Source organism: Runella rosea (genome assembly GCF_003325355.1).
GTDB lineage: Bacteria > Bacteroidota > Bacteroidia > Cytophagales > Spirosomataceae > Runella > Runella rosea.
Genome location: NZ_CP030850.1, coordinates 3,271,786 through 3,294,675, shown reverse-complemented (window position 1 = coordinate 3,294,675; position 22,890 = coordinate 3,271,786). Strand labels below are relative to the sequence as shown.

The 22,890-nt window shown below is 46.7% G+C and carries 20 protein-coding genes; 8 read left to right on the top strand and 12 right to left on the bottom strand.

Annotation, left to right across the window (positions count from 1 at the left end; all coding sequences use genetic code 11):
* The first annotated feature begins 25 nt into the window (after positions 1–25).
* From DR864_RS13675 to DR864_RS13665, 3 genes are all read left to right on the top strand, one after another.
* A complete protein-coding gene (locus DR864_RS13675; RefSeq protein WP_114067508.1) occupies positions 26–394 on the top strand; it encodes a BlaI/MecI/CopY family transcriptional regulator in 369 nt (122 codons plus the stop codon).
* Entirely contained in the window at positions 391–2,466 is a 2,076-nt protein-coding gene (locus DR864_RS13670) for a M56 family metallopeptidase (protein WP_114067507.1), read from the top strand. The genes DR864_RS13675 and DR864_RS13670 overlap by 4 nt, the downstream gene beginning before the upstream one ends.
* 228 nt (positions 2,467–2,694) lie before the next feature.
* Complete coding sequence (locus DR864_RS13665) at positions 2,695–3,216, top strand: GtrA family protein (protein ID WP_114067506.1); 522 nt, start codon at positions 2,695–2,697, stop codon at positions 3,214–3,216.
* Positions 3,217–3,263: 47 nt separating this feature from the next.
* On the opposite strand, the gene DR864_RS13660 is transcribed toward DR864_RS13665, so the two are convergent.
* From DR864_RS13660 to DR864_RS13645, 4 genes are all read right to left on the bottom strand, one after another.
* Complete coding sequence (locus DR864_RS13660; protein WP_114067505.1) at positions 3,264–4,799, bottom strand: M20/M25/M40 family metallo-hydrolase; 1,536 nt, start codon at positions 4,797–4,799, stop codon at positions 3,264–3,266.
* 51 nt (positions 4,800–4,850) lie between these two features.
* Positions 4,851–6,824 (bottom strand): S9 family peptidase, encoded by a 1,974-nt coding sequence (locus DR864_RS13655; RefSeq protein WP_114067504.1) that lies wholly within the window; start codon positions 6,822–6,824, stop codon positions 4,851–4,853.
* Between the two features lie 103 nt (positions 6,825–6,927).
* On the bottom strand, positions 6,928–8,169 hold the full coding sequence (locus DR864_RS13650; RefSeq protein ID WP_114067503.1) for a carboxypeptidase-like regulatory domain-containing protein: 1,242 nt from the start codon (positions 8,167–8,169) through the stop codon (positions 6,928–6,930).
* A 38-nt stretch (positions 8,170–8,207) separates the two neighbouring features.
* Entirely contained in the window at positions 8,208–8,795 is a 588-nt protein-coding gene (locus tag DR864_RS13645; RefSeq protein ID WP_114067502.1) for a thymidine kinase, read from the bottom strand.
* Between the two features lie 124 nt (positions 8,796–8,919).
* On the opposite strand from DR864_RS13645, the gene DR864_RS13640 reads away from it, so the two are divergent.
* Positions 8,920–10,080: a DUF8457 domain-containing protein gene (locus DR864_RS13640; protein ID WP_114067501.1), complete on the top strand. Its 1,161-nt coding sequence runs from the start codon at positions 8,920–8,922 to the stop codon at positions 10,078–10,080.
* Between the two features lie 94 nt (positions 10,081–10,174).
* Positions 10,175–10,801 (top strand): ABC transporter ATP-binding protein, encoded by a 627-nt coding sequence (locus DR864_RS13635; RefSeq protein ID WP_114067500.1) that lies wholly within the window; start codon positions 10,175–10,177, stop codon positions 10,799–10,801.
* A gap of 157 nt (positions 10,802–10,958) precedes the next feature.
* On the opposite strand, the gene DR864_RS13630 is transcribed toward DR864_RS13635, so the two are convergent.
* The gene (locus DR864_RS13630) at positions 10,959–11,996 is read right to left on the bottom strand and encodes a PorP/SprF family type IX secretion system membrane protein (protein ID WP_114067499.1); all 1,038 of its coding nucleotides are present in this window, start codon (positions 11,994–11,996) and stop codon (positions 10,959–10,961) included.
* A 309-nt stretch (positions 11,997–12,305) separates the two neighbouring features.
* On the opposite strand from DR864_RS13630, the gene DR864_RS13625 reads away from it, so the two are divergent.
* Both DR864_RS13625 and DR864_RS13620 read left to right on the top strand, forming a co-directional pair.
* Positions 12,306–12,506, top strand: a complete 201-nt coding sequence (locus tag DR864_RS13625; protein WP_114067498.1) for a hypothetical protein — start codon at positions 12,306–12,308, stop codon at positions 12,504–12,506.
* Positions 12,484–12,915 carry a putative toxin-antitoxin system toxin component, PIN family gene (locus DR864_RS13620; RefSeq protein ID WP_162793803.1) on the top strand — a complete coding sequence of 144 codons (432 nt, stop codon included), beginning with the start codon at positions 12,484–12,486 and terminating at the stop codon, positions 12,913–12,915. Before DR864_RS13625 ends, DR864_RS13620 begins: the two co-directional genes overlap by 23 nt.
* A gap of 82 nt (positions 12,916–12,997) precedes the next feature.
* Here the strand turns inward: DR864_RS13620 and DR864_RS13615 are convergent, their stop codons facing one another.
* From DR864_RS13615 to DR864_RS13605, 3 genes are all read right to left on the bottom strand, one after another.
* On the bottom strand, positions 12,998–16,174 hold the full coding sequence (locus tag DR864_RS13615) for an efflux RND transporter permease subunit (protein WP_114067496.1): 3,177 nt from the start codon (positions 16,172–16,174) through the stop codon (positions 12,998–13,000).
* A gap of 61 nt (positions 16,175–16,235) precedes the next feature.
* On the bottom strand, positions 16,236–17,345 hold the full coding sequence (locus DR864_RS13610; protein ID WP_114067495.1) for an efflux RND transporter periplasmic adaptor subunit: 1,110 nt from the start codon (positions 17,343–17,345) through the stop codon (positions 16,236–16,238).
* A 21-nt stretch (positions 17,346–17,366) separates the two neighbouring features.
* The gene (locus DR864_RS13605; RefSeq protein WP_114067494.1) at positions 17,367–18,722 is read right to left on the bottom strand and encodes a TolC family protein; all 1,356 of its coding nucleotides are present in this window, start codon (positions 18,720–18,722) and stop codon (positions 17,367–17,369) included.
* Between the two features lie 484 nt (positions 18,723–19,206).
* Here DR864_RS13605 and DR864_RS13600 point away from each other — a divergent pair, with 484 nt between their 5' ends.
* Positions 19,207–19,425 carry a LamG-like jellyroll fold domain-containing protein gene (locus DR864_RS13600; RefSeq protein WP_229599580.1) on the top strand — a complete coding sequence of 73 codons (219 nt, stop codon included), beginning with the start codon at positions 19,207–19,209 and terminating at the stop codon, positions 19,423–19,425.
* Between the two features lie 14 nt (positions 19,426–19,439).
* Here the strand turns inward: DR864_RS13600 and DR864_RS13595 are convergent, their stop codons facing one another.
* The 4 genes from DR864_RS13595 to DR864_RS13580 all read right to left on the bottom strand — a co-directional run bounded on the left by DR864_RS13595 (position 19,440) and on the right by DR864_RS13580 (position 22,889).
* Positions 19,440–20,006, bottom strand: a complete 567-nt coding sequence (locus DR864_RS13595; protein ID WP_114067493.1) for a DUF4833 domain-containing protein — start codon at positions 20,004–20,006, stop codon at positions 19,440–19,442.
* Between the two features lie 26 nt (positions 20,007–20,032).
* Positions 20,033–20,959, bottom strand: coding sequence for a PfkB family carbohydrate kinase (locus DR864_RS13590; RefSeq protein WP_205319243.1), 927 nt, complete (start codon positions 20,957–20,959; stop codon positions 20,033–20,035).
* Between the two features lie 136 nt (positions 20,960–21,095).
* Positions 21,096–21,806 (bottom strand): HAD family hydrolase, encoded by a 711-nt coding sequence (locus DR864_RS13585; RefSeq protein ID WP_114067491.1) that lies wholly within the window; start codon positions 21,804–21,806, stop codon positions 21,096–21,098.
* 45 nt (positions 21,807–21,851) lie between these two features.
* Complete coding sequence (locus tag DR864_RS13580; RefSeq protein WP_114067490.1) at positions 21,852–22,889, bottom strand: lysylphosphatidylglycerol synthase transmembrane domain-containing protein; 1,038 nt, start codon at positions 22,887–22,889, stop codon at positions 21,852–21,854.
* Position 22,890: the final 1 nt, after the last annotated feature.

Sequence of the window (22,890 nt, the reverse complement as noted above, 5' to 3'; positions counted from 1 at the left end):
AAATGCCTAACGGCATGACAAAACCATGAAACCAACCGATTCTGAACTCGAAATTTTGCAGGTACTTTGGCAGGAAGGCCCCTGTACCGTGCGGCAGGTGAATGAGCGCCTCGCCCAAAACAAAGATGTGGGCTACACCACTACGCTTAAACTGATGCAGATTATGCACGAAAAAGGCCTTCTGACGCGTTTGGAAGAAGCGCGGTCGCATGTGTACGCCGCCAATGTCAGCGAAGAAGAAACACAATCGACCTTACTCGAACGCTTTGTCGACACGGCCTTTCGCGGCTCGGCCAGCAAACTGGTCATGCACGCTTTGGGCAATCACAAAGCCACTCCTGCCGAACTCGACGAAATTCGTAAACTCTTAGACCAAATCGAAAAACAGCCATGAAACTTTTCTCATTATCCTCAGAACCCGTTATTGAAGCTTTTGGCTGGATGCTCCTCCATGCCGTTTGGCAGGGGTTTGCCATTGCTCTAGTGGCCGCAGGAATTTTGTTTTTGCTGCGTCGAAAAGCGAGTTATAGCCGTTATTGGACGGGTATTGGTGCGCTTACGTTGCAAGTAGCGGCCTCGGTGGCCACATTTGCGTTGTATTATCAACCCCGTGTATTGCAGGCGTCTCTTCCTAAAGTGACCCAATTTACCCAGCCTTTGATGACAAAAGGCTCGCAAGTGATGATTTCCTTGCCTTGGTACAAGCAGACTTTGTGGTTTTTGCAGAGCCATCTGGAGACCATTGTATTGTTTTGGGTCATTGGCGCGTCGGTATTGTTGCTGCGTCTGGTGGGGAGTTGGGTGTATGTACAACAACTGAAGGCAGAAGGGATTCGACTGACCGAGTCGAGCATTCAGGAGATGTTTCGGCGGATTGCCACTGCGCTCAACATTCGCTCAACGGTGCATTTGTTTGAGTCGGTACGGGTAAGCACACCCGTAGTGATTGGCTTTATTCGCCCCGTTGTTTTGCTTCCCGTTGGACTGGCGACTGGCTTGAGTACCAAGCAAATTGAGGCGATTCTGGCGCATGAATTGGCCCACGTGAAGCGGTACGACTATTTGGTCAATCTCCTGCAATCGCTGGTTGAAGTGGTGTATTTTTTCCATCCCGCGCTTTGGTGGGTGTCGTCCCGGGTGCGTATTGAGCGTGAGCATAGCTGTGACGACGTAGCGATTCAGATTTGTGGCGACAAGGTGGCCTTTGCCCGGGCGTTGGCTGAAGTGGAGGCGTTTCGTCAGTCACCTGCGTTGGCCATGGCCTTTGCATCCAAAAAAGGGGTCATGTTGCAGCGTGTGCGCCGGGTACTTGGGGTGCCCGAAAAACCGCAGCGGAGAATGAGTCCAAATGCGTTGGTTTTGCTGGTGCTGTTGGTATTTGGGGTATCGGTGTATGCGTTTCAGCCGACGGATAAGCCCAAAACTCCCAAAGCCAAGAATATCAGTCAGACATCTAAAGACGTAAAAATTGAATTGGATGAAACTGGAAAGCTCACAAAAGTGACCTGGAAACAACGCCAATTATCTACGAAGGAAGTTGTTGAATTACAGAAACTAAAAGAGAAGCTTGACAATGGAGAAATCACGCTCGAAAGCATCAAAAATTCTGAGCAAAAAGCCATTTTAGCTCGCCTTACCGATGCAGAAAATGGTCTTCATCAAGGAATGGCGGCCTTGGCAGACGGGCTTTCTCACATTGATTTTGAAAATATAAGCATTGCAGATGACCAATTGGATGCTATATCTGAACAAGCATTGGCCGATGCCCAACCCATTGTTGACGCCATTGCAGTCGCTTTTTCTGATACCATTGATGAACGTAAAATGCAGTATCATCACCGTAGAATGGACAGCCTCAACCGATTGATGGAGCCCCAACACCAAAAAATGGAAGCCCTTCGATTGGAGATGGAACAGCATGAATTCAAAACCAGCGAGTTGGAACGAAAAATGGAGGTGTTGGAATGGAAAAAGAACAAGGTCGCCGAAGAGCGAAGCCAAGTGCTTGAAAAACGAAATAAGACCATGTATCAGGAAGGTCAAAAAGTAAAAAAATCAGCGGCCGAAGTTGAAAAGGAAATCGACGAGTTTGAAAACCAAATCAAGCAGCGCGAAACGCAGATGCAGCAGCTGAACCAACAACTGGGAGAGCTGCGGCAGCAACTGAAAACGGTTCGGAAACCCGTGGAGGAACTGGAAAATCAAATGCGGGAATTGGAAGAACTTAATGAGAAGTATTCACGCGAAATGGACTTTCACTCTGTCGAAATGATTCGTGCCTATCCGCCTCCACCGCCACCTGTTGAGCCAGCGAGAGCAAGAGCGCCCCGAAAGGTGTCGCCACCGCCACCACCTGCTGAGTCTACGCCACGCGTTCGTACTCAAACGCCCAAGGCGGTACGGCCTCCCGCGAGCGTAGGGCAACCCGTGGCCCCTGCCGCTCCTACGCCGCCCAGAAAAAAATAAACATCGGGTAAATTCTTTAAAAAAACAGTTTTCGGCTTTGAGTGCTTTTGCATTGAATTGTCGGAAACTGTTTTTCTTTTTATGGTTTTTGCCAAAAAAAATAGAAATACCAAAGACCGATAGATAAAAAAGGAGAAGGTTTTTTGCGACCGTATTCGAAATGCGTTTATTTTGTGCCTTCATATCCGCTGCTTCATGCCATTTGTTTGATGAAAGTGGCCTTATTTTATGCTTGTGAAGAAGAAATCAACACTATTCAATTTTAAAGACCTCATCGTATATTTTTTGATTGCAGGCACTGGCGCAACGGTACAATTTGTAGCAGGCAGTTTTTTTCGTAACTACGTTGATTTTTTTACGTCAGTATCGTTGGGCTACATTGTTTCGTTCATCGTGGGCTTTGTACTCACCAAAATGTTTGCTTTTGATGCTCGTAATACCAATAAAACCCGCCGTGAGATGGTGAAATTTGGTATTGTAGCCTGTATCTCTTTCGGAATTACGGTTGGTTTTGCGGCTTTAACGCTCAAAATCCTGCACTCTTCAGATTCCAACGATTATATTTATAAAATTCCATACGGTTTTATTCCTGAAAAATACAAGGATGTTAACGTCACTGAGGCATCTTCTACGCTGGTAGGAATGGGATTGAGTTTTGTCAGCAATTACATACTTCACAAAACCTTTACTTTCAAAAGCACAGGTTTCTACGACCGCGCCAAAGCGGCGTTACATTTAGGTAAAGACTAAGCGTCAGACGGTTTTGAACGGGGGCGCCCAGCCCGTCCGACGCGTGTTTATTTTACTTGCTCCTGCGTCAAAATCGCCATCCACGTTTTTATTCCTTCCACATAATTGCCCAGTCGTAAATTTTCATTGGCGGCGTGCTGATTGTTGTCCATGTTGACCATCGGTACATGAATAGCGGGCAAATTCAACTCTCTTAAAAAGGGCACAATCGGCACGGAGCCGCCCGTCATGCGTATTTTGATGGGTTCTTTGCCAAAAGTGCGCATCATGGCAGCCGTCAGCCAGCGGTCGGGATAAATGCCAAAATCGGTCCGGAAAGGTAGCATTCTGGATTCCCGTTCGGTAAGGGTGACGATTTTAGGGTATTTGAGGCGTTCTTCATCGGTGGGTTTCCGATTCAAAATAACGTAACCTTTTTCTTCGATGTGTTTTTTTACCAACGAAACGAGGCGGTCGGGGTCGGTTTCGGGAACCAGACGCAGGTCTATTTCGGCAATGGCCTCTTCTGGTACGATGGTGTTGGCTTTTTCTCCGATATTAGCACAAACCAACCCCCGAATGTTGAGAGAAGGGTATTGCAACGCTTCCTGATAATTGGCCCCTACCTTATCGGGCGCAGCAAAGCCTAATTTTTGCCTGATATTTTCGGGGCTGTCGGGAACCGCCGCCAGAATTTTGCGGGCATCGGCGTTGATGCTGATGCCGTCATAATACCCCGGAATCGTCACGCGGCCGTCTTCGTCTTTCATGGAGGCCAGCAACTGCGCCATGCGCAACGCAGGATTCGGGGCATAATTGCCATAATGCCCGCTGTGCTGTGGTGTTTTTGGCCCATAAGTGGTCAGCGTAATGGTGGCAATGCCTCGACAGCCGTACGTAAGCGTAGGCTCGTTGGAGAGGTGCCTGCCGCCATCCATTACCATTAGAAAATCGGCGGCGAGTTTCTCTTTGTATTTCTTTACGGTTTCGGCCAGGTGTGGAGCACCAATTTCTTCCTCACTGTCTAAGATTACCTTGATGTGGTAGGGTGAATTGATGCTTTCCTTCTGCATCATGTCCAACGCTGCCAGCAACATCAAAATCGGTCCTTTATCGTCCGAAACGGCCCGGGCAAAAATGCGCCATTCGGGGTCGTAGCCCGTTTGTAGGTTGTTCCAGTCTATTTTTTCCCATTGGCCGTTGGCACCGCGTTTTTTCAGGACGGGCTTGTAGGGCGATTCCTGTTGCCATTTTTCGGGCTCTACGGGCTGGCCGTCAAAATGCATGTAAAACAATAATGTTTTGAGCGGCCCAGTGGTCGGGGTAGTGGGTTTCTTTTCGGCAAAAAAAACAGGATGTCCGTCCGTTGGCAGGGCTTCTGTATTGAATCCGCGTTTCTCAAAGGCTTTTTTTAGCCAATCCAAGTTGGGTTGAATTTGCTCTTTGATATGCGCATTGCTCGGCAAAACCATAAAATCATACAGGTCGCCGTAATAATTTTTGACGTGCTTTTGGACAATACTTTCCAAGTCAGCCTTGGGCTGAGCCACGGCAGTAAGGGAAATCAGGGAGAATATACAGAGGGATAAATGTATTTTTTTCATTAAGTTAGGAGTAATAATAATGAATAAGAGTAAAAGCTCAGTTTTTAAGATTTAATTCTTCGTTTCTTCGCCAAAGACCCATTTCCCAAACCATTGTAGGTTTTCTTCCATAACCTGTCTCATCTGTTTGGGTTTGGTGATGCCGTGGCCAAAGCCTTTGTAAACCACCATTTTGACGGGTACGTTGTTGTCTTCCAACGCCAGTCTCAATTCGTAGGCATTGGCAATCGGCACGCGCCGGTCCAGTTCACCGTGCTGGATGAGTGTCGGTGTCTTGGCGGTTTTGATGTATGAAATGGGGGACGTTTTCTTATAAATTTCGGGGTCATTCCACGGGGTACCTTTGAGGTATTGCCGAGTAAAAGGCGTAATGTCCGTATTTTGGTAATAGGTAGCCCAGTTGGAAATTCCTGCCCCGACCGAGGTTGCTTTAAAACGGTCGCTAAATGTGGTGATGAACGCCGAAATATAGCCACCCTGACTCCAGCCCATGGCCCCTACTTTGTCTTTATCGACCATGCCTTTTCCGATCAGAAAATCAACGCCCGAAATGACATCGTCATAGTCGCCTACGCCCAAATTTCGAACGTTTAATGCCCTGAATGCTTTGCCATAGCCCGCCGAACCACGGTAATTTGGACGCAGCACCAGCGCTCCTTTGGCCGTAAACAATTCAATGGGGTAGTAACGGTCGGCGGTAATACTCGGCATGTCGATGCCCGTCGGGCCGCCGTGGATCACCACCAAAAGCGGATATTTCTTGGTAGGGTCATAATTGGCGGGTTTGATCAATACGCCTTCAATTGTGGCCCCATCGCGGGATTTCCAGCTGACTACTTCACGGGTGGCCGTTTTGTAGGGTTTGAGTTGGTCACCCATTTGCGTCAGGATTTTGGGCACAAAAGCGGGAATGCTCGAAACCGCAATCTCGCCCATTTGATTGGGCGAAGCCATCACAAAAGCGATTTGTTTGAAGTCTTTGGTGAACGAAAACTGATTGCCGATGATATTATCAGGTTGCGTGATTTTGGTAAACTTCTTAGTAGACGGATTCAGTAAAAATAAATGGGACGTTGTTTTTTGCAAGCCACTGAACCAAATTCCTTCGCTCGACCAATCCAATAACCCCGCGTTTTCGTCAAAACTCTGACTTAAAACAGTCGGGGCTCCTCCTTCGCTCGGAACGCTCGCAATGAGGCGGTTGGCATAAAAAAAGAATTCATCTTCGTTGGCCGTTACGAACGCAACTTGCTTTCCATCGGGCGACCAAACGGGGTTATTGTCGGGGCCTTTCGTGGAAACAATCTTCCGGGCAGTGGTGTCGGACAAAGTAAGTACGTAAATATCAGCCGTATGGCTGTTAATCAAGTCAGGGTTTTTGGTGGCATCAAACGCGATTTTTGTGCCGTCGGGGGAAAAAGAAAAACTGCCCACCGAAAAATCCGTCCCTTTCGTCAAGGCTTTGGGCGTGGGGAGCTTGGTGGCGGTGTCCGAAACGGGCAAGATGTAGAGATGCGTCATTTTATAATCCTGCTGCACCACTTCGTAATCGCTGTATTTTTCTATGCGCTCTTTAAACGCTTTGGAATCGGGTACGGTGGCCGCAAACACAATAGATTTGCCGTTGGGCGAAAAGTCAAAATACGATACGCCCGTTTCAAATTTGGTGAGCGCTTTGGCCTCGCCACCCTGCGGATGGATGACGTAAATTTGGCTTTTATCATCGCGGGTGGAGAGAAAGGCCAGCGTTTTGCCATCGGGCGACCAGACGGGGCTGCTGTTTGATTTTTTAGAGTTGGTCAGTGGGTATTTCTCGCCGGTAGCGGTATTGGTCAACCAAATTTCGGTCTCGTAGGCATTCTCTTCCCAATTGGTTTCTGTGACAGTATACGCCACCCAACGGCCATCGGGAGAGATTTGGGGGCTACCCACGCTTTTCATCGAAATGGATTGCTGAATGGTGGGGGTTTGGGCGAGGGCCATTGTGCCCACAAGGCAAAACAGGGGTAAAAGGAGTAGTTTCATTGGATGAAGATTAATTGCCCCTAAAAATAAAGATTTTAAACATGAAAGGGCCGCAAAATTTTGCAGCCCTCTCATTTACCTATTTTGTAAGTGACAACCTAACCTACTTCGCCAACGTATTCACAATCTGCCGCATGGCTTCGGAGGGAATGATGAAGTTGAAGTTTCCCCAGATGACTTCGTCGTATTTAGGAATGACCTGCGGAGAGAAGTTCTCGGTATCAATCAATACGTCCGTTTCGGGGATGCGCATCCCGTTGCTTTTCTGAATTTCGGTGGTGACAAATTGTAGTTTTATGCTTCCCAAGGTTTGGACTTTGTTCTGCTCAAACTGCGTATCAAGCAGCATTCGATAATCCTGCAAATACCATTTTCCCGCAAAGGGCTTATAGTTGATGCAGGTATAGACGCGTTTGGTGTCACGTTTGGTTTTGCCAAAAACCTTGTCGGACGCGCCCGTTTTGAGCACATCTTTGACGCCTTCGGCCGTAAAATCATACTCAATTCGGATGATGGCTGAGTCGGCGGCGTTGATACTGATGCTGCCCGTACGCGCCGCTTTAATACCTGCGTTAACGGGCCGAAAAAGTACCCGATATACCTGCTTGTCAAGATAATAGGCGATGGTATCATCCAGTTCGTACACATAATCGTACAGGTTTTTGCCGTCGAGGTATTCGGGAATGCCCACGTCAATCGAATGCGTCACAATCGTGGCACCGTTGGGGAATGAATATCCTTCGAGTGCTTTCGAACGATTCTCGCTTAAAAATTGGCGGCCTCTCAGGGCCTTTACTTTCTCTGGAACCAAAATCTTGGGGCGAGGGTCTTTTTCGGATTGCAGCACCGCCTCCCGAATGTCGACGTATTCGCCGTTTTGTTGGAGAGATTCGCGGTAAAAACCATTGAGTAAATAAGGCGTTTGGGGATTATTTTTCTTTATCTTTCCCAACGCGTCCGACACCAAGTTTCGGGCTTCAAAAGTCTTGATGAAAGAGCTGTCTACGAGCCGTGGAGTGGCGGGTTCGAGTTCTATCACCACGTCTTTTTGGTTCAGGGTATAGGCCGAGGCTTTTTGTCGAAAAGGTTTGTAGCCAATCACGGCTACTACCACCGCAGAGTCGATGGCAATGCGTGGAAAACGATAAAAAAATTGGCCATCCTCGTTGGTCAGCGTGCCGGTACTTTTGCTCATCATGCCCACATACGCGTGTGCAATGGGCTTTTGGGTCGATTTGTCAATGACTTTTCCTGAAAGCAGCAAGTAGCCCTGTGCCTGCGCGGAGGTTGAAGTGAGCCACTGAAAAACGGCAAAAAAAACTAGGGTATGGAAAGAAAGACGCATCAGTTCAACTTAGTTAATGAAGATTCTTGTGGCAATAATCACGCCAATTCCCCCAGCGTATAACATCTCCGGCAGCGCGCTTCGTAAGAATCGGTTTCGCCCAAGAGAATTTTATCTTGAGAAGTGACTTTTCGGTATGAATATTGCGCTACTTCTCCACAGACAACACATACCGCGTGGACTTTGGTAACGTACTCGGCAATAGACATCAACAGGGGCATAGGACCGAAAGGCTTGCCCGCAAAATCCATGTCTAAGCCCGCCACAATGACGCGTTTGCCGCTGCTGGCAAGTTTGTTGCAGACCTCGACGAGATTGTTGTCTAAGAATTGCGCTTCGTCGATGCCCACCACGTCGCAGTCCCCAGCAAAGAGTAAAATCTCCTCGGAGGTGTTGACGGGGGTCGAACGAATCGAATTTTCGTTGTGAGAAACAATGTCGAGGTCATGGTAACGTTTATCAATGGCGGGTTTAAAGATTTCCACTTTTTGGCGTGCTATCTTTGCCCGGTTGAGCCGACGAATAAGTTCTTCGGTTTTTCCCGAAAACATAGAGCCGCAAACAACCTCCACCCACCCAATGCGAGGCTGAGAATGTTTAGTATTGTGATTGGGTTCGATGAACATTACGATAAATAATAGCCGTGATACTTGAACCGTTATTTGTTTTATTTTATCGAAAAATTTTCGAATAATGGATAGCAAAAACTGGCTTTGAAAAACTACTTTTACAAAACAAACGATTTTTAGGATGCTTCACAAGTTTAATGTTTCGGCCCTCAATGACTATAGTCAGCAGTTTGCCCATAAAGTTTGCGACGATTTTTTTGCGCATAATTCCGTCGCATCAGGTCAGCATATCCTGAACTTAACGGCAATTCCACAAGTGAATTTGTTTATTATCAGTAGTTTATACGATAAGTGGAAAGCCGATGCGGAAGCGTTCAAAAGCCCATTTTTTGACTTTGAAAGCAGCGAGGTAAAAGAAGCGCTTAAGCAGTTTATGAATGTGGTGTCGCGCAAGATTTCGGTAAAAAGAGAGCAGCTTGAGCCCGTTTTGGTGGAAGCCACCAAAGATACGTTGGTGCTCTTGATTGACCCCAATAGTTATTTTAACGAAATTTTCCGCAATCAGCCCAATTTTACCGTCACCGCTGATACGATTCAGCAACTGCGTAAGTACATTCGATTCAATAAGTTTGTGCCACAGTCCATCGCCGAAGCAATGGCCGACCGGGCGTTTGTGTACGTCAATCAGGCCATTGAATGGTCGGAGCAAGCCATTGCGCAACGCACCGCCGAACTAGATTCTATCGACCAGTGGGTGGCTGTGTTTTCGGAAAAGGCCGCGTTGGATGCTTCGTCGCTGTTGAAAAAGGCGAATCGTCCCGAGCCGATTGTGATTCCAGGAGAGCCACAGGCCGACCAGTCGTTTTTTGATACGCTGGTCGAGGAGCCAATTGCTAATCCCGTCAAATTGAGCGAGCCTGAGCCTCCGCGTCCTGTGGATGTCTATGTCCCTCCCGTGCCCGCTTTTACGCCCCCCGCCGCGCCTCCCATGCCGCCTACCCTCCACGAAACTGTTGGTGGAAATGGAAACGCCGCCAAGGAGTCGCTAAACGAGCGTTTTAGGACTGAGCAAGCGTCTATTTCAAGCAATTATCAAAAGCAGCCGATTGCGAGCATTTCGCAAAATATACCGCTTCACCAGAAGTTTATGTTTATTCACCAATTGTTTGGAGGAAGCAACAGCGCCTACGAAAATGCCATTACCGAATTGGAACAAGCGCCTGATTTTCAAACCGCACGCGGCCTGATTACCTACAAATTTGCCTCTCAGCATCTATGGGACATGACGGGTGATACCGTGGGCGAATTGTTAGAAATTGTAAAACGACGTTTTGGGCAATAATCGCTCTTTCTTCATTTTAGTTGGGAGTTTCTGCGTTTCTAAGTTTCTTTGTATTTAATAACCGAACCGCAGAAACTCTTACATACCGCGCCCGATGATTGCTTGCCACAACCTTACGTTTTCGTATTCTCCCCAAAAGCATTTTTCTTTTCCTGATATTGTTTGTAACGACCGCGAAGCGCTCTTGATTTTGGGGCAATCGGGCAAGGGAAAAACGACGTTGTTGCATTTAATGGCCTTATTGTTGCGACCCGAAGGCGGCCAGGTTTTTATCAACAATCAAGATATTACGCCCCTTTCGGTGGCCGAAGCGGCGGCGGTACGCGCGAGTCAAATTGGCATTGTCTACCAACGTCCGCATTTTGTTAGTTCGCTCAACGTGATGGATAATGTGCTTCTTTCGAGTTATTTAGCCCAAAAACCGCAAGATAAAGCACGGGTAAAACAGCTTGCGGAGCAGTTGGGGTTTGCCGATCATCTGTCAAAAAGAACCAATCAATTGAGTCAGGGAGAGCAACAACGCGTCAGTATCGCCCGGGCATTGATGAACAACCCAGCGGTCATTTTGGCCGATGAGCCTACTTCCAGCCTCGACGACATCAATTGCGATAAAGTAATCGAACTTCTGAAGAATCAATCCGAGCAAATCGGGGCCAGTCTAGTCGTTGTAACGCACGACCAACGCCTCAAAGATGCCTTTGCTAAGCAGGTGAAGTTGTAAAGCGTCTCAGGGACTGTCAGGAAAATAGTCATAGACTGTCATTAAATAGCCATGAACTGGTCAAGTGTCGATTACAGGAACTTACTTCTTGACCCTCAATGACAATTTCATGTCAACAAATGACTACTCATTACCAGTAACTACCAACAATTGACCGTTAAAATTTAGGGCACGACAGCTGTTTGTCTTTCTTTGAGCGACGGTGACGGGGCGAAGGCTCGAAATCGAAGGTGTATGCCATTGAAATTTCGTGTGAACCGCCACTTGGCAATCCTAACGACGAAATCGTAATATCGTAGCTGTAACCAAACGAAAATTTATCTTGTCGATACCCAATCAGGGCGATGAGCGACTCGCGGTTGGTGATGTTGTCAACGTATTTCTTAATGGGCAATCCACGGTACCAAAGACCCAATACGATAGGAGAATAGGTAAGATACACCCCCAAATCCAACTGATCGTATTTGCCCTGAAATTTATAGTTAATGGCGGGTGAAATGCTCATTTCACGACTCCATTCATCACCCAAGCCCGTATATCCTCCAAACGGAATGACCAAGCCCGCATGAATGCTTCCTTTAATGGGGAGGCGCGTGCCGTCGGCTATCTGAAAGAATCCTTGCTCTGGACGATTAAGATGGTGCGCTGATACCCCTACCCAATAACGGTCAGAATAAAGCAATAATCCCGTGGCGAAGCTCATGTATCCAATCGTAGGCGTGCCGTTGGCAGCGAGAGGGTCAGCGGTAGGGTTTCCTGTAAAACCACGGTTGGTGTACTGATCTCCAAAAGTCAATTCGCGCAGGTCGGCGCGCCGGTTGGCGTAGGTTCCCTGTAAGCCCATGCGCAGGGCCGTTGTTTCGTTGAATTTAAGTTGATAGGCGTATTGGGCCGATATTTCGGAAGTTCTCAAATTGCCCGTTCCCTGACTGTCGTTAACAAACATCAATCCCACACCACTGTTGACCCCTGAAAAATAATGGTCAACGGCAAACGAAGTGGTAACGTAGTTGGCGGCTAGGCCTGGCCATTGGTTACGGTAGTTCATCATAACGCGCGGCGCCAAAGCCCCACCAGCAAAAGCAGGGTTAAGATACAAGGGGTTCGCGTAGAATTGCGAAAATTGGGGGTCTTGCGCTTGCGCAACCCAAAAAGATATACCTAACAGCAGGGTTAAAAGAAGTCTTCTCGTCATGATACCAAAGCTACCGCAAACATTTTGCCAAATTAATCATTAAATCTCCGAGAATTTAACGGATTTTTCAAGCAAATGTTATTTAGGTTTAAAAAAAGGCCCTTGAAAAGATAGAATGCAACTTTTAGGGAGGTTTTAGATTGGGGGAGATTAGTGAGTTTTATGCGCAGAGATGGCAAAATAGAGTAATTCTGTTCTTTATATTGTAGACTAAAGAACAGAAGGAAATCCTCGTTTCGGTTTTGACAAGAGGCCGAGAAAGTGCTACATTTGATATAATATTAATAATATTATTAAACTTGAATCGAAATGACTCAAACAGAATTTATAAGGACTTTCAACGCTTTTCCTGCGAAGGATAGGCTTGCTATTGCCAAAAAAATTCAATTACAGATGGCCGATGAGCTTTTTGATGAATTAGATGCGGAATTACCAGATGTGGAGATTTCAATGTCTGAAATTCAAAAAGAGATAAATGCCTTCCGCAATGCCCAAAAGAAAAAAAATTAATGTGGTGGTTGACGCAAATTGGCACATATCAGCTTGCATTAATAGAAGCTCCCGAAGAACACTTTACCACACGGTTTTAAAAAATACTCATTTTCAGATTTACTACTCGGCCGAACTGCTCCAAGAATTTGAGGGAGTAATTACCCGAAAAAAGTTCTCAAAAATTATCGCTCCCAATCAGATTATCAGGTTTATGTCGCTGGCTAGGCTATTTCTTAAAGAAGTGTCAATTAGAACCACGCCCGCGTTAGTAAGAGATTCAAAAGATGATTATTTGCTTGGCATTTGTGAAAGTTGTAATGCTGATTTCTTGGTTACTGGTGATGCCGATTTGTTAAGTTTAGAAACGCATAACAATACAACGATAGTTACTATGGGGCAATTTGTGAAGCTGCTTAACTTGATGTAAAATCATTAAATGAAAAACGCCCATAAAACAGTTGATTAATCAGCTGTTTTATGGGCGTTTTAGTTATTTCTTAAAATGTTTCCTACTCCACTACCGTCGAAGTTGTACTTGTTTTTTGTTCGTTTTCCGTACGTTTTTTCTTGCCCATGCTGATTTTTTCAATCAGGACAAACAGTACTGGGACTACAAAAATAGCCAGTGAGGTAGCGGCCAGCATTCCCCCAAATACCGTCCAACCGATGGTTTTGCGAGACTCGGCAGCGGCACCGCTGGCAAATGCCAACGGCAACACGCCCAGAATAAATGCCAATGAAGTCATGATGATGGGGCGGAGGCGCAACTGTACGGCTTCAAGCGTAGCTTTGACCAATTCCATACCGCCGTCTACGCGCTCTTTGGCAAATTCCACAATCAAAATGGCATTTTTGGCGGCCAATCCAATCAGCGTAATCAACCCGATTTGGGCGTAGATGTTGTTGGATAAGTTGGGTAAAAACGTTAGTGTCAAAATAGAGCCGAAGGCCCCGATGGGAACGGCAAAAAGCACCGAAAATGGAATGGACCAGCTTTCGTATAAGGCCGCCAGAAACAAAAAGACAAATACGATAGAAATGGCAAAAATGGTCGTGGTGCTGTCGCCTGCTTTGATTTCTTCGCTGCTCATGCCCGAAAATTCATAGCCATATCCAGCGGGAAGGGTTTCGGCGGCTACTTCCCGCAGCGCCGTAATCGCTTGTCCACTGCTGAAGCCAGGTTTGGGCGTCCCGTTGATTTCGACCGAACGATAAATGTTATAGTGGGAAATCAAGGCGGGGTTTTCAACCACTTGTGTCGTAACCAAAGCGCTTAGCGGAATCATGTTCCCTTCGCGGTTGCGTACGTAAAACTTCTCAATTTTATCCAACGACGAGCGGAAACTGCTGTCGGCCTGTACTACCACGCGGAAATTTCGTCCATAAAGGTTAAAATCGTTGATGTAGTTGCTTCCCAACATGGCCGACAATGAACTGAATACCTCTGAAACTGATACGCCCAATTTTTTGGTTTTTTCGCGGTCTACGTCAATTTTATAGCTGGGAGTTCGGGTATTGAAAAAGGTAAAGGCCGCGCCGATTTCGGGGCGTTTGGTAAGCGCACCCAGAAAGTTACGGGCTACACCCTCAAATTGCTGAATGTTATCCGTGCTGGTGGTTTGCTGTATCTGAAACGTAAATCCAGACGTGGCACCCAAGCCGGGAATAGCGGGTGGTGCAATGGCCAAAACGCGGGCCTCGCGGATGTCGGCGGTGCGTTTTTGTATTTCTTTGATGACACTCTGCACGTGGTGCTCAGCACCTTTGCGCTCGGCCCACGGGTGCAGGTTGATAAACAGCGTTCCTACATTGGATTTATTGGAAAAACTAAGGACGTTCAACCCCGCCAAACCACCCACCACCCGTACTTCAGGGATGGATTCTACGCGCTTCATGATTTCCTTAATCATCGCAATGTTGCGCGTGGTAGAAGTTGCTTCCTGCATTTCATAGGTTACAAAAAGGCGTCCTTCGTCTTCGACGGGGATAAAACCCGTTGGTTTATTTTTGAACAGAAAAAACAATCCTACAAACAAACACACCATCATCACCATCACGTAGGGCGTACCTTTGATCCACTTTGCCACGCCACTGGTGTAGGAAACCGATAAGCGCTCGAACCATTTGTTGAATCGGTCGAAGAATTTCTCCATTAAATTCTTCTTATCGCCCGCTCCTTTGGAAGGGCGAAGCATGGTAGAACACAGTGCTGGCGTCAGCGAAAGCGCTACGAAAGCCGACAATAGTACCGAAACGGCAATCGTAATGGCAAATTGCTGGTATAAACGTCCCACGATGCCCGGTACAAAACTTACGGGCACAAACACCGCCGCCAGAATTAAGGCAATGGCAATGACGGGTCCAGAAATTTCTTTCATGGCCTTGGCAGTCGCTTCTTTGGGCGAGAGTTTTTCGTGGTCAATGTTGTGCTGAACGGCTTCTACGACCACAATGGCGTCGTCGACTACGATACCGATGGCCAACACGAAGGCAAAAAGTGTGAGGGTATTGATGGTAAATCCAAACGGGATAAAAAAGATGAACGTACCGATGAGCGAAACGGGAATGGCCAGAATCGGAATCAGCGTGGCGCGCCAGTTTTGCAGGAACAAAAACACCACGATAATCACCAAAATCATGGCTTCGCCAAAGGTCTTTAATACTTCACTGATAGAGACCCGGACCACGGTGGCGGTTTCGGTAGGCATGACGTAGTCAATGTCTTTCGGAAACGTTTTTTTCATGGTCTCGAGGGCGTTTACTACTCCGTCGTAGGTTTCAAGAGCGTTGGCACCTGGCGCCTGATAAATCAGAATAAATGCCGCAGGTTTTCCGTTGACAAAGGCGTTTACGCCATAATCAAACTTTCCGAGCTCGACCCGCGCCACGTCGCGCAGGTACACCACGCGCCCTTCGGCTGGCGAGGAGCGCACCACGATGTCTTCAAACTGCTCTTTGGTGTTCAAGCGGCTGTTGGTCAGTACACTATATTCAAATGTCTGGGTGTTGGGTTGCGGATTTCCGCCTACGGTTCCCGCCGCAATCTGAAGGTTTTGTTCCGAAAGTGCCGCCGAAATATCCGCGGGCGTCATTTTGAGACTGGCGAGTTTGTCGGGATTTAACCAGATACGCATTCCGAAATCATCGGCGCGCGAAACAATATCGCCTACTCCTTTGACCCGTTGGAGTGCATCTTTTAGGTAAATATTGGCGTAGTTTCCGATAAACTGTGCATCGTGTGTGCCTTTGGGCGAATAAAGTGCCAATACCACCATGATGCTCGGCTGACGTTTTCGGACCGTAACGCCCAAACGTTTGACTGCATCGGGCAGCGAAGGCTCGGCTACGCTGACGCGGTTTTGCACGTCGAGTGCCGCAATGTTGACGTCAGTACCCACCTCAAATACCACGTTGACGCCGCTTTGCCCGCTGCTCGTACTGGTACTCGACATATAACTCATGCCCGGCACACCGTTGACTTGGGTTTCGATGGCGGTGGTGGTGGTTTGTTCTACCGTTTGTGCATCGGCTCCGATAAAGTTCCCCGAAATCGTCACGGTGGGAGGGGTCACATCTGGATACTGCGCAATGGGCAGGGTAGATAATGCAATGAGCCCCACCAACACAATCACAATCGACGAGACGATGGCGGTAATGGGCCTTTTGATGAAAATATCTGCAATCATTTGGAGAGATTTTGTATTTGCGATTGTTGATTTACGATTGAAATAAACAATTGTAAATGAGTTATTTGTCCGTTTTAATCAGTGCCCCTTCGCGTAAGTTTTGGACCCCTTCTACGGCGATTTTTTCACCTTCTTTCAATCCCTCTTTCACGATGATTTTGGTTCCCAACGGTTGGCCCACCACAATTCTCCGCTGGCTTACTTTACTACTGTCGCCTGCAACGTAGACAAAAAATTCGCCTAATTGCTCGGTTACGGCTTTGTACGGAATCACGACCGATTTGGTAGAGGCTCGGTTCAGTACCCTCACGGTTCCGGTCATGCCCGCACGCAGTAAATTGTCGGGATTGGGGAAAATCAGACGCGTTTTGATGGTTCCCGTTTGCGGGTCTACGGCGCGGTCAAGCAATTGAATTTTGCCAGGATAAGGATAAATATCGGGGCCAAAAGCAAGCGTAAAAGTGGAGTCTTTGGAAGCTCTGTTTTTAAGTAAGGTCGCAAACCGATAGATTTCTTTTTGGTCGACGCCAAAATCTACGGCCAGTTGTCCATCGGTCGAAACGGTGTTTAGTAGGGTTTGCCCTGCCGAAACCGCTGCGCCAGGTTTCACCAAAGAGATACCAATCACACCATCAAACGGAGCGTACACTTTGGTATATCTTACACTAGTAGATACCGCCGAGATGTTGGCCTTGGCAGCTTCTGCTTGCTTCTTGGCTACTTCGAGTGCGGCGTCGGCATTGTCGACCAATTGCTTGGCTACGGCATCGTTTTTGTCCAATTCATGATAACGGTCGGCGTCTTTCTGGGCTTTGTTGACGTTGGCTTCCTGTACTTTTAGGTTGGCTACGGCCTGCTCATAATTGGCCGAATAAAGTTGCGCATCGATGGAGTATAAAAGCTGTCCTTTTTTCACCCGTGCCCCATCCTGAAAATGTACCCCTGTAATAAAGCCCGTGACCTGTGGGCGCAGTTCAACTTGATTGATGGGCGTAATACTTGCAGGGTATTCGTCGTAATAAACGGCGTCGGTGGTGGTGACTTCTTCCAAAGTCACGGCTACGGCAGGAGGAGCCTGTTGGGTCGCTTTTTGCTCCTCTTTTTTATCGCAAGAAGCCAGCAAAACAATGGACAATACGGCGGTAAAGTAGTGTATGGGGTTCGAATACATATAATTCGGAGATTCAGTTTTTTAATAATTAAGTTGGCCAAGGGCGCGTTGTACGTCAATTTTATTGGAAAGTACTTGATAAAGCGCGTTATAATAGTTGATGCGAGCCAGCCGCAAATCGGTCTCCGAAGCGATGACTTCGAGGTAGGTTTTGATACCCGACCGGTATTGCAGTTGAAGAATATCATAGACTTCGCGCGCCAATTCCATGTTTTCTTTTTGGGTAAGCAAATTGGTCAAGCTCCCTTTGTAGCTGCCCAAAGCCCGCACATATTCGGCGTTGACGTTGAGTTGGAGGCGCTTAATGTCCAAATCAATTCGTTTGAGCTGCCACTCGGCGGTATTGGTATTAATCTTGCGTTTTCCTCCTTGATAAATAGGAAACGAAAGCGTAATGGCCGCAAATGAGTTGGGGAAATTTTTGGAGTACAAATCCAAAAACTGATTGTTTTGAAAATTCAAATTGTAGGCTCCGTTGGCCGCCACCGTAGGTAAATAGCTCCATTTGGTGTACTGATAATTATATTCCAATAAGCGCTTTTGGGTATTCAGCAACTGATACTCAATGCGGGACGTATATTCGGCATTTTGGAGGGTGTCCAAAAAAAGCTCACGCTCCATTTGCAGGCTGTCGTACTGAAGATTTAGCTCCTGTGCTTTCGGATACGCCATCAATGATTTGAGGTATTCAATTTTTCCTTTCAGAATTTCCTCGTTGCCTTTCTTCGATGCTTTGGTATTATTGAGGGAAATCAGCGCCCGTTTGTAGTCAATTTTATCGGCAACACCCGCTTTGTATTGATTTTGCGCATCTTTCAGGCTGCGCTCTAGCCGGACAATGTCTTCGTTGGCTACGTCGATTTGTTGCTTGGTGGTCAAAACATCATAAAAGGCTTTGGAAACATCGACGGCCAAATCGGTTTTGTTGGAAGTCGTCAATTGATTGGCCTGCAATCGTACCTCGTTTTGGGTGCGTCGGGCCAAAAGCACGTCGCGGTTAAAGAGTGGTTGCGACACCGTAAACTGCCCCGCCGAGATATTACTGACGCCTAGCTTGACGGGATTGCCGCCAATGATGCTGGTTTGGACAATAAAGTTGTGTTGCAAGTTGTAATTGAAGTTGATTTGCGGATACCAATCAGCGAGCCGGCTTTTGATGTTGTTTTCGGTAATGCGCTCATCAATCACGGATTGTTGTATAGCGGGCTGATTTTTCAAAGCGTATTTTACGACCTCTTCCAAGGTGGCTTTTTCCAAGGTCCCGCCTTCGACCAATGCCTGCGATTGTGCTAAAAGCAGGCTGGGAGATGGAGACAGGAATGCAACGGCAATCAGCGCTAAAAAAAACTTTTTATCTGATTTTGACCAATAACTCATTCAGGGTAAAAATTATGATAGTAAGAGGAAATTGAAAGATATTTAGGCGGTGCGAAGTCGGATACTTCATGAACCGTTGGGTAAAAAACGGAGTAAAAAAACGGAAGAATCGGCAGAATAATGACTTCCACCCCTCGCCCTCCGGTGCGTGATTGCAAGAGCGAAGATGCATACGGGCAATGTTCTCATAGTGTTTAAATTCTTAAATGACCGGACTATATTTCTTTCTGATAGTCTGTTTGATAAGATAGAACCAATGGACCTTTTAGAAAGGGTAAAGAGTCATTCGGGATGTTAAGAAAGTTGTGGTGGTGTGAATAGTAATGCAATGGGTATAAATTATAAAACAATAATTTTTTAAAAGCGTTCACGCGTGGGAAAGATATGGCCGAGGCATAAAGAATAATTTTCAAGGATGAAAGGCTTCCTGATTGGCGTAGAAATGGGGAAATAATCTTTAGGATTTGAGGGCTACCCAGAGGGGTTGACCCAGTCCAAAAATCCGTATTATTTTCCCGACGGTATGGGGAATAACGGTTCTGATTTTACCGTGGGTGCCGTGCTGCTTAAAGCGGGAATGGGTAATTTTTTTAAGGGGAAAATCGGCAGATTAGCCGTTTTTGACCGCACATTGAGCGATGCCGAACTGAAAAAGTTAAGTGATAAGACAATTTTAATCACCTCAGCGGCGGGTCGCCGTTAACTATTGAGTCGCCTTTAAACAGGCTTGATGCGCTGGGTTACGGTTTTGCCGGTTGCGATTTCTGTTCCTTTTAATTCAATATAAAGGACATTAGGAGACCAAAATGAGCCGCCGTCGATGCGGATGAATACCCGGCTTAGTACGCATTCTTTTTTATTGATTGCGGTATATACCTGATATTGGTTTTGGGCGTCTTTCTTTAACAAAAGCGGTAGCTTAGAATAGGCCACCGAGCGCAGCTCATAGCGGTCGTTTCCCGTCGATTTTACGTTGATTCCGTAGGCAAATTTTCGTTGAATGTAGTTCAGGTCTTTACGCACTCCTCCTTCTGGATACCTAATCCAAAATGCATGAACAGGGTCTTCTGTTGCTAATTTGCCGTTTTTATCCAGGTTGATTTCGTAACAAATCGTGTTGGTATTGGGGTCGCGCTGGATATAAAACAGGAGGCCTTTAATTCCGTTGGGTACGGGAAAGCTCTCGGGGTCGGGGAGGGGTGCTTTATCGGTGCTACTGCTGGGCGTCGAAAACGATAGAAGTAGCGGTGTAACAAGCAACCACAAAATAATTGAAAGTTTCATGACTTTAGTTTACTGCAAAAACAACTTTAAACGACCGAAGACCAGGCTTCTGTCCATGAAAAAACCTTTTCATACCCCTCATGAGTTCCGTAATTCAGTACTTTTTCCACTTTGTTGAAATCGCCCGAGAAAGGACCAGAAGCCTCAATATTGATGGTGGCCATGGCCGCTCCAAACTCACCGGCCTCTTCTACGTCGGCACCCGCTATCTTTTTGGATAAATAACCCGCCATGTATGTATCGCCGCAACCTGTTGCGTCCACTACTTTTGTGGGCGTAAAAGCGGGGATTTTATGAAAGCGATTATCGGTATAAATCACCGAGCCGTGGCTGCCAAGGGTAATGATTACTTCTTTGACGCCCATGTCGGCTAAGTATTTGGCACCTTCTTGTACCTTACTTTTGCCCGTCAATACCTCCATTTCAAACTCATTTGCCTTCAGAATGCTCACGTGCGGCAGCGCCTCTTTTTTGTCGGCCCAGTCTTTGTAAAGCACTTTTTTTTCTTTAACGTACCGTAAATATCCCTGAATATCCAGTGAAACCATGCCTTTTGTGGCTAGCAGTTTCAGTAGTTCCAGCGAGATGTCGTCCGAAAGTAAAGGCCCTAAATGGTAGATTTTGGCGGTAATATCGGGCATGACCGGAACATCAAACGGGGAGGCTTTTTGCAATACGTTTTGCTCGCGGTGGTTTTGATTTTCGGGGTAAATGTTCTCAAAATACACCGAGTGCTCGCTGGGCAAAGCATATACTTCAATGCCTGATTTGCGCAGGTCGGCAACCACTCCTAACTCACTCGTTGCCAAAGCGGTTACCAAAGCATAGTCTAATTGTGCCTTTTGGATGGCTTTGGAAAAATAAAAAGAAGTGCCTCCCGGCATATATTTGACCGACTGAGGTGTCACCACTTTATCAAGTGTGATGTGCCCGATGGTGCATATATCGTACATACTCTTCAACGATTTGGTGTCAATATTTTTGTAAAATGCGTCGAAGCTAAATCTTAAAAAGCAAGCAATCAGAATGATGAATTTACAATAAAACCATTCAACTGCCTAATCTTTAGTTATTTAACTTCGTTGATGCTTAACTTCTTAATTTTGTAACCTCCTCAGGTACCAAAGCAAAATCATTGATTTCCACATCGGCGACAGAGTCAATTTTGGTGGCGGTTTCTTCCCAACCTTGTACATTTAGCCAGATTGTTTTGCAGCCGATTTCGTGCGCTGGAACAATGTCTTTGCTGTATGAATCGCCAATGACGACGCAGGCTTCGGCCGGTAATTGTAACGCGTCTACGCCGAGTTGATAAATGGCTGGATTGGGCTTTCTTACGCCGACTACGGCCGATTCGACCACAGCGTTGAAATACGCAGCAATCCCAAAATCATTTAAAACACTGTTGATATTTCCGTAAAAATTAGAAACCATCACCAGCGGATACTGCTTTGAAAGTTGCGCCAAAACGGGGGCGGCTTGCGCCACGGTTGTTTTGGCAAAAAGATGACAGTCCGTTGCAATCAGCTCAATGTTTTCAGGATTAACCTGAAAACCGTTGTCTTTTAAAAACTGAAACTGTTGCTCCACTTTGAGCCTTAAGGTATCTAAAAAAGTATGCCCGGGTTTTACAATCGGATGAATCGCCAAGGCTCTCTCACCAAATGAGTACGCTTTAGAAAATATCTCTTGGTCAATTTGTACCCCGTATTTTTGGTAACTGTTCCACAATACACCGCCCCAATGCAACCCATTGGTGTCGATTGTGCCACCATAGTCCAGCAAAACTCCTTTTATCATAAACGATTTACTTTAAATAAATGGGTGACAGATTAACCAAAAAATTCATAATTTATTTGAAACGGTTTCCAAGGTAGTTTCTTTTCCCACTGGTTGAACGTTAGTACGTTGGAGCAAAAGCAACCCAATACCTATCCAGACCAACTCCCTGATACGCACCACGATACCGATAAACAGGCCCGTTGCGGCGGGCATTCCAATGCTCTGCAATGCCAGTGCCAAACCACCTTCCCGGGTACCGAGCTGCATCGGAAAGAAGAAAATCAGGTTGGCAAACAACGAAGAACCAGAGCTGACAATCAGCGATTCTGTAATCGACATATCCAATCCGATGGCCTGAGCCGTAAAGTAAATCTCGGCGCAACCCACCACCCGGGCCGCAAATTCCAGCCCCAGCGAGGCATAAAAACGCGGCTTGCGTTCGGCGTAAAGAATTCGGATTTGCTCGTCGATTTCGTGCAACGCGTCAATTTTCTCGGCCATAAAGCCCTTCACCATTTTATTGACGAAGTAGATTTTTTCTAACAATCGAAATGTACTGACCGTAAAGCCACGTTGGTAGACCCGAATAAACCAAAAGCCCAGCACCAAACCCACCACCAACATGAGGCCACAACCCGCGAGCATCAGCGTGCTCAAAGGAACAAAAGCCACGATGAGCACAATCGACGCCAACCAAAACAACACGTGCGAAAACATGTGCATCAGGCTGTACAACAACACCGACGACGTGGCCTTGCGGATTCCGAGCGCAGGCTTGAGCAACATGATGCGGTACGGCTCGCCGCCTAGCGCTACAAACGGCGTAATGTAATTGATAACATAACCCGTAATCGTCAATCGAAGCACCGACCAAAAGGAAAGGTTGCTTGCGGGCAGTTGTGGCTCTTCAATGATGGCCTTAAATGCAAAAGCGTTCAAAACATAAATCACCAACCAGCTGCCAATGACGGGAATAAACCAAAAACCCATTTTTTGGATGTTGGCCCCGATAACGTCAAGCCCCATGCCATAAATCATATAGCCCAGGAAAATGACACCCAGCACCAAAAATAGGGCTTTGTATATCGTCGCACTCTTCACG

What these genes read in the sequence shown, in the direction of transcription:
- DR864_RS13675 (WP_114067508.1), top strand. Translation starts at nt 26, where the DNA reads ATGAAACCAACCGATTCTGAACTCGAAATTTTGCAGGTACTTTGGCAG.
- DR864_RS13670 (WP_114067507.1), top strand. Translation starts at nt 391, where the DNA reads ATGAAACTTTTCTCATTATCCTCAGAACCCGTTATTGAAGCTTTTGGC.
- DR864_RS13665 (WP_114067506.1), top strand. Translation starts at nt 2,695, where the DNA reads ATGCTTGTGAAGAAGAAATCAACACTATTCAATTTTAAAGACCTCATC.
- DR864_RS13660 (WP_114067505.1), bottom strand. Translation starts at nt 4,799, where the DNA reads ATGAAAAAAATACATTTATCCCTCTGTATATTCTCCCTGATTTCCCTT.
- DR864_RS13655 (WP_114067504.1), bottom strand. Translation starts at nt 6,824, where the DNA reads ATGAAACTACTCCTTTTACCCCTGTTTTGCCTTGTGGGCACAATGGCC.
- DR864_RS13650 (WP_114067503.1), bottom strand. Translation starts at nt 8,169, where the DNA reads ATGCGTCTTTCTTTCCATACCCTAGTTTTTTTTGCCGTTTTTCAGTGG.
- DR864_RS13645 (WP_114067502.1), bottom strand. Translation starts at nt 8,795, where the DNA reads ATGTTCATCGAACCCAATCACAATACTAAACATTCTCAGCCTCGCATT.
- DR864_RS13640 (WP_114067501.1), top strand. Translation starts at nt 8,920, where the DNA reads ATGCTTCACAAGTTTAATGTTTCGGCCCTCAATGACTATAGTCAGCAG.
- DR864_RS13635 (WP_114067500.1), top strand. Translation starts at nt 10,175, where the DNA reads ATGATTGCTTGCCACAACCTTACGTTTTCGTATTCTCCCCAAAAGCAT.
- DR864_RS13630 (WP_114067499.1), bottom strand. Translation starts at nt 11,996, where the DNA reads ATGACGAGAAGACTTCTTTTAACCCTGCTGTTAGGTATATCTTTTTGG.
- DR864_RS13625 (WP_114067498.1), top strand. Translation starts at nt 12,306, where the DNA reads ATGACTCAAACAGAATTTATAAGGACTTTCAACGCTTTTCCTGCGAAG.
- DR864_RS13620 (WP_162793803.1), top strand. Translation starts at nt 12,484, where the DNA reads ATGCCCAAAAGAAAAAAAATTAATGTGGTGGTTGACGCAAATTGGCAC.
- DR864_RS13615 (WP_114067496.1), bottom strand. Translation starts at nt 16,174, where the DNA reads ATGATTGCAGATATTTTCATCAAAAGGCCCATTACCGCCATCGTCTCG.
- DR864_RS13610 (WP_114067495.1), bottom strand. Translation starts at nt 17,345, where the DNA reads ATGTATTCGAACCCCATACACTACTTTACCGCCGTATTGTCCATTGTT.
- DR864_RS13605 (WP_114067494.1), bottom strand. Translation starts at nt 18,722, where the DNA reads ATGAGTTATTGGTCAAAATCAGATAAAAAGTTTTTTTTAGCGCTGATT.
- DR864_RS13595 (WP_114067493.1), bottom strand. Translation starts at nt 20,006, where the DNA reads ATGAAACTTTCAATTATTTTGTGGTTGCTTGTTACACCGCTACTTCTA.
- DR864_RS13590 (WP_205319243.1), bottom strand. Translation starts at nt 20,959, where the DNA reads ATGTACGATATATGCACCATCGGGCACATCACACTTGATAAAGTGGTG.
- DR864_RS13585 (WP_114067491.1), bottom strand. Translation starts at nt 21,806, where the DNA reads ATGATAAAAGGAGTTTTGCTGGACTATGGTGGCACAATCGACACCAAT.